Source organism: Streptomyces sp. NBC_01446 (genome assembly GCF_026340095.1).
GTDB lineage: Bacteria > Actinomycetota > Actinomycetes > Streptomycetales > Streptomycetaceae > Streptomyces > Streptomyces aureus.
The window spans coordinates 7,170,000-7,181,894 of the sequence record NZ_JAPEPO010000001.1 but is presented as its reverse complement, the minus strand read 5'-3'; the positions used below and the strand labels follow the sequence as shown (position 1 = coordinate 7,181,894).

Sequence of the window (11,895 nt, the reverse complement as noted above, 5' to 3'; positions counted from 1 at the left end):
CTCAGCCAAGGCTGACCTCCGTGGACGCGATGGGGGACCGCTGGTACGCGGCCCAGATGAGGCTCATTGTGTCGGCGAGGTCGGCCAGGGTGGGCAGCCCGGCGAAGCCGTCCGTCCAGGTGTCGGCCACGCGTCGGACGAACACGTCGTACAGCGGGTCGCTGTCCACGTCGATGGTGCTCGACTCGGTGACACCGTCCGCGGCGTGGGTGAACGAGACGTCGCCGGAGGTGCCCACATCGACGTATCCCTCGTCGCCGGCGCTGGTGAAGGAGCAGTACCGCTTGGCGGGACTCGCCGGGAAGGCATAGCCGACCTCGATGATCGCCTCGCTGCCGTCATCACCCGCGAGCACCAGGGTGGCGTGGTCCTCGACGCCCTCGCCGTGCAGGCTCGCGGACAGGCTGGCCGCCACAAGTTCCACGCGCCGGGCGCGACTTCGCTGCAGGAACAGGTCGACGAAGTGCGGCGCCAGGTTCACCAGACACCCCCCGCCTGAGCGGGCGGGGTCGAGCATCCAGGAGCAGCCTGCCGCGTGATAGCGCTCCGGCGGGCCGGCCACGAAGCTCGACCGTAGGTAGGTCGGTGCGCCGACCAGGGACAAGGCGTGATCCACGGGGCCGCCACGCTGAACGAATGGGACGGTCGCCGCGACCCCGGCCGAAGCGGCGGCGTCCCGAATCCGCTCCACGTCCTCGGAGCTCAGGCCGCCCGGCTTCTCGACCACGATGGGGGTGCCGCGCTCGACCAGGGACAGACAGGTGTTCACCATGCGGTCGTGCGGCCCGAAAACGTAGGCCAGGTCCAATGGTCCGGCGTCCAGAGCCGCCTCGACGTCGCCGTACACGGACGCGTCGAGACGTCGGGCCATGTCCGTGATCCGGTCGGGCTCCTCGTCCTGGACCAGCACGACATCGTGAGTGTCCGCCCAGGCACTGACATACAGAGGTACGTGCCAGTGGCGGGCGCCTAGAACTGCTGTGAGCGGACGTCTCACGACGCGCCTCCCAACTTCGGTATGGGGCAACTACTGCCGATCTTCCTCTCCGAAGCCGCGACTGCAATCGATTGCTGAGATCGGTTGCATTACCGAAACAGAGGGTCCTAGGCTCTGTCAACACCCCCCAGCCCACCGATTTCCCTTGAGGTGACCGATGCGCAAGCTGCGCACCCTGAATGCCGTGGACGAGACCGGGACGGTGCTGATCGTGCGCCTTCCCACCGCCGAGGCGTCGTACGAAGTGGCCTGCGAGGCCATCGCGGGAGGCATACGCGCGGTCGAGGTGACACTCACGACGCCGGGCGCCCTGGACGTGATCCGCCGACTGAGTTCGGAGTACCCCGAGGCCGAGATCGGCGCCGGCAGCGTGCTCGACGCGACGTCGGCGTACGCGAGCATTCAGGCCGGCGCGCGTTTCCTGGTCAGCCCCCACGTCGACCTCGGCATGCTGGAGACCGCCGGCCGTTACCAGGCGGTCAGCATCTGCGGAGCCGCGACCCCCACGGAGATCGTCCAGGCAGCCACGGCAGGAGCCGACCTCGTCAAGCTGTTCCCCTCCTCGGTCCTCAACCGCGACTACGCCCGTGCGGTACTCGAACCACTCGGCCACATCCCCCTGGTCCCGGCCGGGGGCGTGTCCCCGGACAACGTGACGGAGTGGTTCGACGCCGGAGTCGCGGCGGTCGGCGTCGGAAGTTTCATCACCAAGGTGGCACAGCGGGAAAGCACCGAGCGGCACCCGGTCCGTGCGGCGGCCCGGACATTCCTCGAGGCGGTGGCCGATGCCCGCGCCTGACCCGCTGCCCCCCACCCCCGGGACACCACCGGTATTCGTCGCCATCGGACCTGCGGGATCGGGAAAGTCTCATGTCGCCCGACAGCTCGCTCAACGGCTCCGCGCGGTCTATCTAGACAAGGACTCTCTGGCTGGCGACCTCGTGGACGCCGCGCTCGAACTGGCCGGCCGGCGGGCCGGAGGCCGTGAGGACGACCCGACGTACATCGAACGGTTGATGCCGGCCGAGTACGCGGCCCTGTTCGCCACGGCGGCGGACAACCTGCGGCTGGGCCTCCCTGTCGTCCTGGACGCACCCTTCGCCGCGTACCTCGCCAGCCCCGGCTTCTTGACCGCCTCGGCCGACCGAGCTTCTTGGCCCACGGGGACACCCATCGTCGTGGTCGAGGTACGGGCCTCCGCGGAGACCGTGCGCACGCGACTGACGCAACGAGACCTGCCCCGCGACCGGGCCAAGCTTGCCGACTGGTCGGCATTCTGGCAACGACTGGGAACCCAGGGCTGCGCCTGGACCGGCGCTCGGCACATCATCGTGGACAACGACGCCGAACCGGACCTCGACGCTGTTGTGGGGCTCGCGGGCGTTACCAGGCAGGTGCCCCTTCACGCCTTCTGAGCTTGATCTTTGACCTCGGGCGTCGCCCGAGGTCAAAGATCAAGCCAAGGCCGTGACCCCAACTCCCTTAGTGACGGCGACCGGGGCACACTCTTCGACTTGGACTGGGGTGCATGGGGAGAGTTCGCCGTACCGACCTGGGACAGCAAGGGTCATACGTTGGAAACCACCGCCCTCGCCGCGCCCCTCTCGCTCCGGACCGACCTGCGCCCTGCCTTCGACGCCATCTACACCGGTCTGCACCGTGCGGCGCTGAACAGGCGTTACGACTGGTTTGAGAGGACAGGACATCCGGGTTACGTGATCTGGTGGGTCTCCGATGGCGTGATACCCACCTGGCTCGACGGGGTTACCAGGCTGGAGCACCTCCACGACCACGGCTCCGCGCCGCACGTCTTCCCTTCCACCACTCGTTCGCCCCGGATGGAACTCCGACCAGGATCACAGGTATCGGGCCGAAGAGCGACCAGGTTCGCTGACAAGGAAGCCTGAACGACTGGATTTGCTGTCAAACGCCTCGATTAAGTGCTCCTGGTCCCGCTGTGGGCCTGCGGAACCCCCCTGGGCCTCGTGCAGTTCCTCCGCCACCGAACCGCAGTCCCGTTCGACGACGAGGATCCGCTCCTGGCCCACGAGATCGCGTCCAGAGCAGCCGTGTACATCGACAACGCCCGTCGCTACACCCACGAGCGTTCCACGGCGCTCACGCTCCAGCGCAGCTTGCTCCAGCATCAGGTGCCCGAACAGTCCGCCGTCGAGACCGCCTGTCGCTACCTGCCCTGCGGATCCCGGGCAGGTGTGGGCGGCGACTGGTACGACGTGATTCCGCTGTCCGGTGCCCGCGTCGCACTCGTGGTGGGTGACGTTGTCGGCCGCGGCCTCCACGCCTCTGCCACCATGGGCCGCCTGCGGACGGCCGTCCGTACTCTCGCAGACATCGACCTGATGCCCGACGAACTGCTCACCCACCTCGATGACGTGGTCATCCAGATGCAGCGTGAGCAGGAACGGGGTGCGGACGAGTTCAGAGCCGCCTGCCTGTACGCGGTCTACGACCCGGTCTCCCGCCTGTGCTCCCTGGCCAGCGCCGGACACGTTCCACCGGCCGTCGTCACTCCCCTGGACTCCGGCGGCCGCAGCCCAGCCCTCCGGGCGGTCGGCTTCACCGAACTGTCAATCGGCCCGCCTCTGGGCCTGGGCGGCCTCCCCTTTGAAACAGCCCAATTCCAACTGCCGGAAGGCAGTCTCCTGGTCCTGTACACCGACGGCCTCATCCAAAGCCGCGCTCGCGACGTGGACACCGCACTCACGCTGCTGCGCAACGTCCTTGCCCGAGCACCCGCTTCGTTGGAGGCGGCCTGCGAGGACCTGCTGTCCGCGCTGCTGCCCGGCCGCCCCACCGATGACATCGCTCTTCTCGTGGCGCGAACCCGAGCGCTTGACGCCAGGCATGTCGCCACATTGGATCTCCCCTCCGACCCGGCGATCGTCGCCAGCGCCCGCACCTACGCATCCGACCAACTCGCCGCCTGGGGCCTGGAAGAACTGTCCTTCACCACGGAGCTCATGGTCAGCGAACTGGTGACCAACGCCATCCGCTACGGCAAAGCCCCCATACAGCTGCGGATGATCCTCCAATCCACTCTGACGTGCGAAGTCTCCGACGCCAGCAGCACCGCCCCGCACCTGCGCCATGCCAGGGTCTTCGACGAAGGCGGCCGCGGCCTGCTACTGGTCGCCCAGCTCGCCGAGCGCTGGGGCGCACGGCACAGCGGTGAGGGCAAGGTCATCTGGGCCGAACAGGCCCTCCCGGGCAGAGGCAGCTCCGAACTCAGACCTGCGACGGCGGACTTGAGACCGTAGATAGACGAGTTCACCCGGGGCCGGCTCGGGGCTCGCGGAGCACGCTCAGTCGATGAGGGCGGACTGACCTTTCGGCTCCTGTCCTTCGCGTCGCAGTCTCGAAGGTGACGTGTCGAACCACCGACGTACCGCACGAGTGAGGCTGGACTGTTCCTGCATCCCCAGGCTGGCCGCGATCTGCGAGAAGGGCAGGTCGGTCGTCGTGATCAAGTCCAGGGCCTGACTCCTGCGTACACGATCGACGACGCCGGAGAAGGTCGTGCCCTCCTTGGACAGGGACCGCTGCAGTGAACGCGGGTGGAGACTCAGCAGGCGCGCGACTTTCGACAGGTCCGGACCGCTGGATCCGAGCTGCTCGCTGAGAATCGCCGCGACCAGGTCCGACATCGGCACGTGCTGGTGGCCGAAGTGCGTTTCGAGATGGTCCATCGCGATGTCGTGAAGCAGCTCATCGCCGCCGCTGACCGGTGTCGAGAACAGTTGGCTCGGGACGCGCAGGACCGCGCTCGGACAGTCGAATCTGACCTCGGCCCCGAAGTACTTCCGGTAGGAGCTTTCCTGTGCCAGGCGAGCGTGTGGAAGCAGGACCGAACGAAGTCCGTAGGGTGCGTCGCCGTGGATCAGCGTCAGGACTCGGTGGACGATCCCGATGCCGTAGTCGATCGCCTGTGGTGATGCGTTGATGCCCGTGGTTGTGTAGCGAAGGCCGACCACACCGGGACTTCCCAGCGGATCGTCGGTTTCCTCGAGTGAGAGGGCCGGGCTGTAGACGAACAGGTACCGGCTCGCGCACTCGACGGCCTCGCCGATCGTGCGTGAGTTCTCCATGGCGATCGCCAGCGGTCCCAGCACATGCAGATCCTGCTGCGCCGCCATCCTCAACCCGAGGTCCGGAAGCGCGAATCGGCCGGCTGTCTCCTCGAGAACGCGCTCCACCAGTCGGAGACTGACGAACGAGTTGCCCTCGGCGATCCTCGCCTCGTCGCAGCCATATGCCGCGAGGAGTTCGGGGCCCGAGTCGCCGATCTCGGTGACGAGCGCGGACAGCCCCTGCAGGGCAGAGCACCGGACAGGAAGATCGGTGTCACGCAAGGACAAATCCTTGTCGCCTCAGGGCAAGTACCGGAATGTTTCGACGAAGCAAACTACGAGTCACGACCGAGAGGACAGCTTCTACCGAGCTGGAGCCGAAGTGACTGTCGCCCCATCCATGCTAAGCCCCGCCGGCCTACTGACACCCGAAGAGCTGGACGTCCGCTGGAGACTCGCCGTCCGCGACCGCCTTGCCTCCATGGACCTGCAGCCCACAGGGCCGGTCAAGCGCTTCGGATCTGTTGAGGAGCTGGACCTCGGAGACCTTCTCATCACCGACTGGGTGTGCCCGCAGGTCGAAGGGACCCGAGGCAGAAACGCAGTGCGTCAGGACGATGACGCGCTGCTGCTCCTCGCCGCCAAGGCCGGCCAACAGATCATCGAGACTTCTGACGAGACCGTCATCCTGCGACCAGGAACGGTTCTCATCATGAGCACCCGCACCACCGGGCGGTTCGTCATCCCGGATCACCTGGCCAAACGAACGGTCCGGGTGCCCATGAGCGCCCTGTCCCCGTTCGACGCGGGGGGCGGCGCACCCGGTTGCCTGCTCCTGGACACGGCTCAGAACCCTTTGGCCAACCTCCTCCACGGCTTCCTCATGAGCATGGACCGTCACATCGGGCAGATGTCCGCGGCGCAGGTCGAGGGAGCGCGCAACGCCCTCCTCGTCCTCATCGCCGGCATGATCCGTGCGAGTCGATCCCACATCGGCGACGACGACTTCCTGCAGTTGTTCCGACGGCGGCTGGAGGACTGGATCATCGACCATCTCGCCGGTGGACCGATCAGAGTCGCCGACCTCGCTGCCGCCCACAGCGTTTCTCCGAGGACGGTCCACCGGGCCTTCGCGTCGACCGGGGACACCGTCGGGACGGTCATCCGCATGCACCGCCTGGCAGCGGCCAGAGGCGACCTAGTGAACACGAACCTCTCCATTGCCGCGATCGCGCACCGGTGGGGCTTCTGCGATGCCAGCCACCTCGGACGGGAGTTCCGTCGAGAGTTCTCGCTGTCGCCCGGCGACTACCGGGAAACCCACGGATGCGCCTGACCGACTCCTCGTAGGCCGTGGCACACCCGTACCACCCCGCGGCGCGATCCTTCTATGAGCCCTCACAGGCATTCATGGATTCTGGGCCCGGCACCACTACTCGCGAGTGTCGGATCGCTCCGAGTGAACCTCCGCACGACCGACGGACCATCGCAAGCGAATCGGAAGGTCACATGAATCGAGAAGACATCGAGTTCAAGGGCGAGTTCGGCGTCACTCTCCGGGGCTGGTTCTATCCGGCCAGGAACACCAGCACGCCGGCACCGGTCGTGGTCCTGGCGCACGGGCTGTCATGCGTCAAGGAGATGCACCTCGACGAGTATGCCGTGGTCTTCGCCGAAGCCGGCCTCAACGTGCTCGTCTACGATCACCGGAACTTCGGCGACAGTGAGGGAACTCCTCGCCAGGAAGTCGACCCGGTCCTGCAGTACCGGGATTTCCGGAACGCGATCACCTACGCCACCACCCGCCCCGAGGTGGACGCGTCGAAGATCGGCATCTGGGGCTCCAGCTTCTCCGGTGGACACGTCCTCATGGTCGCGGCGATCGACAAGAGGGTGAAGGCCGTCGTCTCCCAGGTGCCGTTCATCACGGGGCCGCGCACCCTGAGCCGGTCGATCCGGCCGGACTTCATCCCAGTCTTCCGTGCGATCCAGGAGGGCGACCGACTCAACCGGTTCACCGGCGGAGAGCCCGCTATGGTCCCGGTCGTCGCGGCCGACCCTACGGCGCAGTCCGCGATGCCCGCGGCCGACGCCTACGAGTGGTTCAGCAAGACGTCGGCGGACCGGGCGCCCAACTGGAAGAACGAGCTGACGGCTCGAAGCATGGAAATGGTGACCGAGTACGCCCCGGGTACCTTCATCAGCCGCATCGCGCCGACCCCGCTCCTGATGATCGTGGCTGACAACGACAGGGTGGCACCGTTCGAGTTGGCCCTCGACGCGTACGAGGAGGCCCGGGAGCCGAAGCAGATCATCGTCAAGCAGGGCGGTCACTTCGACTTCTACAGCGGCCCCGGCTTCGACGAGCTCTCCGCAGCCGCACGGGACCACTTCGTCAAGCACCTCCGGGGCTGAGCCCCCCTCCTGAGCCGCGTCGACGAGCCGCACCTTCCGTCACCGATCCACTCATCAAGGAGCCGCAATGCCGTACTGGGAGATCTTCACCCCCGAGAACGCCTTCACCCCGGAGGACAAGGAACAACTGTCCGAGAGGATCACCTCGCTCTACACGGACTACGCCTTTGTTCTGCCGAAGTTCTTTGTCGTCGTCCTGTTCAAGGAAATGCCGGCGAACACCATGTACGTCGGTGGTAAGGCAAACAACAACTTCATACGGATCCGCACGGACCACATCGCCCGGCAGATGGACGACCCCGAGATGCGGTTCCTGTGCATGGAGATCATCGAGGAGAAGCTGGCGCCGTTGGTCAAGGAGCGCGGCTACGACTGGGAGGTCCACATCGACGAGACCCCCATGGACCTCTGGCGCACGCAGGGTCTCGTACCGCCGCCGCCGGAGTCGGACATCGAGAAGCTCTGGGTCAGGGAGAACCGGCCCGTCCCCTATGAGCAGCCGGCCGGCTGATTCCCACTTCGCCTGCCGACGTGCGCAATGCCGCGTCGGCCGGCAACACCGCAACCGGAGGTACCTCGTGACCGCTGACACCCACTCCTCGCCGGCCGCACCCATCCGCGCCACGGGCTTCGTCGGTCGCTGGCCGAACATCCCGGCCGGGGAGTTCCCCGGCGTACCGAACGGCACCTTCTCGCCCACCACGGCCACGCTCGTGAGCGGCGCCACCGAGGTGGTCCTGATCGACGCGCTCTACCTCAAGGACGACGTCCGCGACCTCGGTGACCTGATCGAGCGCACCGGCAGCGAATACACGATCGACGGTGGGGGCACGACGCTCCTCACCGTCGGCTGACCGGTCCGATCCCACCTGCAGAAAGGAAAGCTGATCATGAGCGGACTTCTCGACGGACGGGTCGCCGTCGTCACCGGCGCGGGGAAGGGCATCGGGCAGGCCATCGCCGAACGCCTCGGCGCCGAGGGGGCGACTGTCGTCGTCTCCGACATCGACCAGGCCGCGGCCGAGAAGGTGGCGGCCGGCATCCCGGGTGCCACTCACCAGGTCTGCGACGTGCGCGACGAGCAGCAGGTCGCCGCGCTCGTCGACGCGACGGTCGAGCGGCACGGCGGGCTGCACATCATGGTGCCCAACGCCGGCGTCGGAGCTCCGTGCCCACTGCTGCAGATAGACCTCGCCGCCTGGCGGGAGGCCACCTCGGTCAACCTTGACGGTGTCTTCCTGGGCATCCGCTACGCGGCACCGGCGATCATCGCCTCTGGCGGCGGCTCGATCGTCACCCTTGGCTCGATCGCGGCGACCACCGGCTCGCCGCTGATGGCGCACTACGCCGCGGCCAAGGCGGGCGTGGTCAACCTGACCAAGACCGCCGCCACCGAGCTGCGCCCGCACGGCGTGCGGGTCAACGCACTGCTGCCGGGGTTCATCGGCACCGACTTCATGACCGCGGCGGCACCGCGCTTCGATGAGATCGCCAGCCTGCCCGCGGGTGGATTCGACTCCCTGATGCGGCAGAAGCAGGGACGCTACGGCACCCCGGCCGAGGTCGCCGAAGCCGTGCTGTTCCTCGCCAGCGAGCGGTCATCGTTCTGCACGGGCAGCGGGCTGGTGCTCGACGGCGGCCTCGACGCCTCCCTTCTGTAAGACCGATCCCGGCCCAGGACAGTACGACCTACCTGCCTTGATCCGTTTGGCAGGTTCCATTCAGAGCAACGTGGCGCTCGCATACCAGCGCTCGGCGCACTCGTTCCATGAGTCACCGAGCGTGCGTTCATAACGTGACTTCGCCTGCCGACGTGCGCAATGCCGCGTCGGCCGGCAACACCGCAACCGGAGGTACCTCGTGACCGCTGACACCCATTCCTCGCCGGCCGCACCCATCCGCGCCACGGGCTTCGTCGGTCGCTGGCCGAACATCCCGGCCGGGGAGTTCCCCGGCGTACCGAACGGCACCTTCTCGCCCACCACGGCCACGCTCGTGAGCGGCGCCACCGAGGTGGTCCTGATCGACGCGCTCTACCTCAAGGACGACGTCCGCGACCTCGGTGACCTGATCGAGCGCACCGGCAAGAAGCTCACGACGATCTACATCACCCACGATCACGCTGATCACTACCTGGGCTTCGGACCGCTCCTGGAGCGGTTCCCGGAGGCGAAGGCCGTGGCGCTGCCCCACGTGGTCGAGTCCATGAAGCAGACCATGGAGCAGCAGATCGGGGAGTGGCGCATGCTGTTCGGCGACACCTGCATCATGGCGGGGCCGCTTCCGGAGCCGCTCGAAGGCGAGACGCTGTACGTCGACGGATCTCCCCTGCGCATCATCGAGGTGAAGCAGGCCGACATCCATCCCACGAGCATCGTGCACATCCCCGAGATCGACGTCGTCGTGGCCGGTGACTCCATCTACAACGAGATCCACCCGATGCTCGGCCTGTCGACGCCCGATGAGTGGCAGGACTGGCTCGAGACCGTCGACACCGTGGAGAGCCTCCGCCCGCGCATGATCGTGTCCGGACACCGCAGGCCCGACGGCGACGACTACGCGGTCGAGACCATGATCGCCCAAACCCGCGCCTACATCCAGGACTTCGCGGCTGCCTGCGAGGTCGCGAAGGATGCCGAAGAGCTGGTGGCCACCATGGTGGAGAAGTACCCGCACCACGGCAACGTCTGGACGCTCCAGTTCTCCGCAGGCGCGGCGATCGCCAAGCGCGATGCTGCTGAGTGACCGAGCCTGTCACCCGAAGCCCGCACTGTTGCCTTTGCGTTGAAACGCGCCACACCACGATAGGTCACCTCACCATGAATTTCGCCTCGCTGCCCGACCGTCGCGCCGCATCCGCTCCGGACGGTCCCGCGGTTGCCGACGGGCGTCAGTCGCTCACCAATGCCCAGTTCCTGACCCGTGTCCGGGCTGCTGCTCGTCACCTTCAGGACCTTGGGGTCGGTACTGGCGATGTCGTGGCGCTCAAGCTGAGGAACCGCGTCGAGTTCGTGCTTCTGATGTTCGCGGCCTGGCGGCTCGGGGCGACCGTCACCCCGGTCAATCCGAGCCTGACCGAGGGTGAGGTCGCACGGCAGCTCGACGACTCGGGCGCACGCGTGCTGGTCGTCGAGGACGGCACGACCGCCGCAGGCGTCGCCACGCTTGCCGTCGACGACCTGTACGGAGAGGCGGTGGGGTCGGGTCCGACGCCGCAGCTGGACTCGACCGCGCTGGCACTCCTGATCTACACCAGCGGAACGACGGGCGTACCGAAGGGCGTGATGCTCGACCACTCCAACATCGACGCGATGGCTGCGATGGGGTGCCAGGCGATCGAGACCGGGCCGACCGACCGCTGCTTGCTGATCCTGCCGCTCTTCCACGTCAATGGCATCGTGGTCAGCGTGCTCACGCCGCTGGTCGCAGGCGGCAGTGTCTTCATCGCCGACCGGTTCGACCCCGAGACCTTCTTCGATCTCGTCGAGCGGGAGCGACCCACGTACTTCAGTGCCGTGCCCACGATCTACAACATGCTCGAGGCGCTGCCGGCCGACGTTCGACCCGACACGTCCTCGCTGCGTTACGGCACGTGCGGCGCAGCACCCGCCTCCGCCGAGTTGCCGATCCGATTCGAGGCTCGGTACGGCTTCCCCATCATCGAGGGTTACGGGCTGTCCGAAGGAACCTGCACTTCCACCGTCAACCCCGTCGCGGGTCCGCGCCGGGCAGGCACCGTGGGGGTTGCCGTCCCGGGGCAGGAGCTCCGGATCGTCGACGAGCAGGGCAATGAGCTGGCGACCGGCATGGATGGTGAGGTCATCGTGCGTGGCCCCAACGTCATGCGTGGTTATCTCGGTCGGCCGGAAGACACGGCGAAGACGATCGTGGACGGCTGGCTGCACACGGGCGACGTAGGCCACCTGGACGCGGACGGCTACCTGACCCTGGTCGGGCGATCGAAAGACGTGATCATCCGTGGTGGCGAGAACATCTATCCCAAGGAGATCGAGGACGTCCTCACGGCTGACCCGTCTGTCCTCGAGGCCGCCGTCATCGGTGTGCCTGACGACAAGTGGGGAGAGGTGGTAGTCGCCTACGTACAGCCGCGGCCTGGTATGACTGTCCACCCTGCGGCTCTGGAAGCGCTGACTGCGCAACACCTCAGCGGCTACAAGCGGCCGACGTCGTTCCTCGTGGTCGACGCCATCCCCAAGAACGCTGTCGGCAAGATCGACAAGCCCTCGTTGCGGGCCGCTCACGCCGCAGCCCTGTCATCCCATTGACCACCAGCAGATGCTCGGTCATCGAGGGCTCGCCATCTTCGAAGGTCGGGTGGCCCGCGGGGCGAGATTCCCTCCCGCCACCCGATCGTCTTCGAAGGTGCCGGCCGGA

General features: G+C 67.0%; 11 protein-coding genes and 2 pseudogenes. 11 read left to right on the top strand and 2 right to left on the bottom strand.

Annotated features, from left to right (window positions below; all coding sequences use genetic code 11):
- Position 1: 1 nt before the first annotated feature.
- Complete coding sequence (locus tag OG456_RS32385) at positions 2–997, bottom strand: Gfo/Idh/MocA family protein (protein WP_266567222.1); 996 nt, start codon at positions 995–997, stop codon at positions 2–4.
- 157 nt (positions 998–1,154) lie between these two features.
- On the opposite strand from OG456_RS32385, the gene OG456_RS32380 reads away from it, so the two are divergent.
- The 4 genes and pseudogenes from OG456_RS32380 to OG456_RS32365 all read left to right on the top strand — a co-directional run.
- Complete coding sequence (locus OG456_RS32380) at positions 1,155–1,796, top strand: bifunctional 4-hydroxy-2-oxoglutarate aldolase/2-dehydro-3-deoxy-phosphogluconate aldolase (protein WP_266567220.1); 642 nt, start codon at positions 1,155–1,157, stop codon at positions 1,794–1,796.
- Positions 1,783–2,412 carry an ATP-binding protein gene (locus tag OG456_RS32375; RefSeq protein ID WP_266567218.1) on the top strand — a complete coding sequence of 210 codons (630 nt, stop codon included), beginning with the start codon at positions 1,783–1,785 and terminating at the stop codon, positions 2,410–2,412. The genes OG456_RS32380 and OG456_RS32375 overlap by 14 nt, the downstream gene beginning before the upstream one ends.
- Positions 2,413–2,481: 69 nt before the next feature.
- Positions 2,482–2,891: pseudogene (locus tag OG456_RS32370) on the top strand (DUF3291 domain-containing protein); the annotation flags it as partial.
- Positions 2,892–2,937: 46 nt separating this feature from the next.
- Positions 2,938–4,275 (top strand): annotated as a pseudogene (locus OG456_RS32365) (SpoIIE family protein phosphatase); the annotation flags it as partial.
- 45 nt (positions 4,276–4,320) lie between these two features.
- On the opposite strand, the gene OG456_RS32360 reads toward OG456_RS32365, so the two are convergent.
- Complete coding sequence (locus OG456_RS32360; RefSeq protein WP_266567217.1) at positions 4,321–5,367, bottom strand: AraC family transcriptional regulator; 1,047 nt, start codon at positions 5,365–5,367, stop codon at positions 4,321–4,323.
- Between OG456_RS32360 and OG456_RS32355 the strand changes: the two genes are divergently transcribed.
- From OG456_RS32355 to OG456_RS32325, 7 genes are all read left to right on the top strand, one after another.
- Positions 5,306–6,421 (top strand): AraC family transcriptional regulator, encoded by a 1,116-nt coding sequence (locus OG456_RS32355; protein WP_266567215.1) that lies wholly within the window; start codon positions 5,306–5,308, stop codon positions 6,419–6,421. The genes OG456_RS32360 and OG456_RS32355 overlap by 62 nt on opposite strands.
- A 173-nt stretch (positions 6,422–6,594) precedes the next feature.
- Positions 6,595–7,500 carry an alpha/beta hydrolase gene (locus tag OG456_RS32350; protein ID WP_266567213.1) on the top strand — a complete coding sequence of 302 codons (906 nt, stop codon included), beginning with the start codon at positions 6,595–6,597 and terminating at the stop codon, positions 7,498–7,500.
- 67 nt (positions 7,501–7,567) lie between these two features.
- Positions 7,568–8,011: a tautomerase family protein gene (locus tag OG456_RS32345; RefSeq protein ID WP_266567211.1), complete on the top strand. Its 444-nt coding sequence runs from the start codon at positions 7,568–7,570 to the stop codon at positions 8,009–8,011.
- A gap of 67 nt (positions 8,012–8,078) precedes the next feature.
- The gene (locus tag OG456_RS32340; RefSeq protein WP_266567209.1) at positions 8,079–8,354 is read left to right on the top strand and encodes a hypothetical protein; all 276 of its coding nucleotides are present in this window, start codon (positions 8,079–8,081) and stop codon (positions 8,352–8,354) included.
- Between the two features lie 36 nt (positions 8,355–8,390).
- Entirely contained in the window at positions 8,391–9,161 is a 771-nt protein-coding gene (locus tag OG456_RS32335; protein ID WP_266567207.1) for an SDR family NAD(P)-dependent oxidoreductase, read from the top strand.
- A gap of 199 nt (positions 9,162–9,360) precedes the next feature.
- Positions 9,361–10,245 carry an MBL fold metallo-hydrolase gene (locus OG456_RS32330; protein ID WP_266567205.1) on the top strand — a complete coding sequence of 295 codons (885 nt, stop codon included), beginning with the start codon at positions 9,361–9,363 and terminating at the stop codon, positions 10,243–10,245.
- On the top strand, positions 10,242–11,786 hold the full coding sequence (locus OG456_RS32325; protein ID WP_266567203.1) for a class I adenylate-forming enzyme family protein: 1,545 nt from the start codon (positions 10,242–10,244) through the stop codon (positions 11,784–11,786). Before OG456_RS32330 ends, OG456_RS32325 begins: the two co-directional genes overlap by 4 nt.
- Positions 11,787–11,895: the final 109 nt, after the last annotated feature.

Coding starts and splice junctions, on each gene's coding strand:
- OG456_RS32380 (WP_266567220.1), top strand. CDS start 1,155: ATGCGCAAGCTGCGCACCCTGAATGCCGTGGACGAGACCGGGACGGTG.
- OG456_RS32375 (WP_266567218.1), top strand. CDS start 1,783: ATGCCCGCGCCTGACCCGCTGCCCCCCACCCCCGGGACACCACCGGTA.
- OG456_RS32350 (WP_266567213.1), top strand. CDS start 6,595: ATGAATCGAGAAGACATCGAGTTCAAGGGCGAGTTCGGCGTCACTCTC.
- OG456_RS32345 (WP_266567211.1), top strand. CDS start 7,568: ATGCCGTACTGGGAGATCTTCACCCCCGAGAACGCCTTCACCCCGGAG.
- OG456_RS32335 (WP_266567207.1), top strand. CDS start 8,391: ATGAGCGGACTTCTCGACGGACGGGTCGCCGTCGTCACCGGCGCGGGG.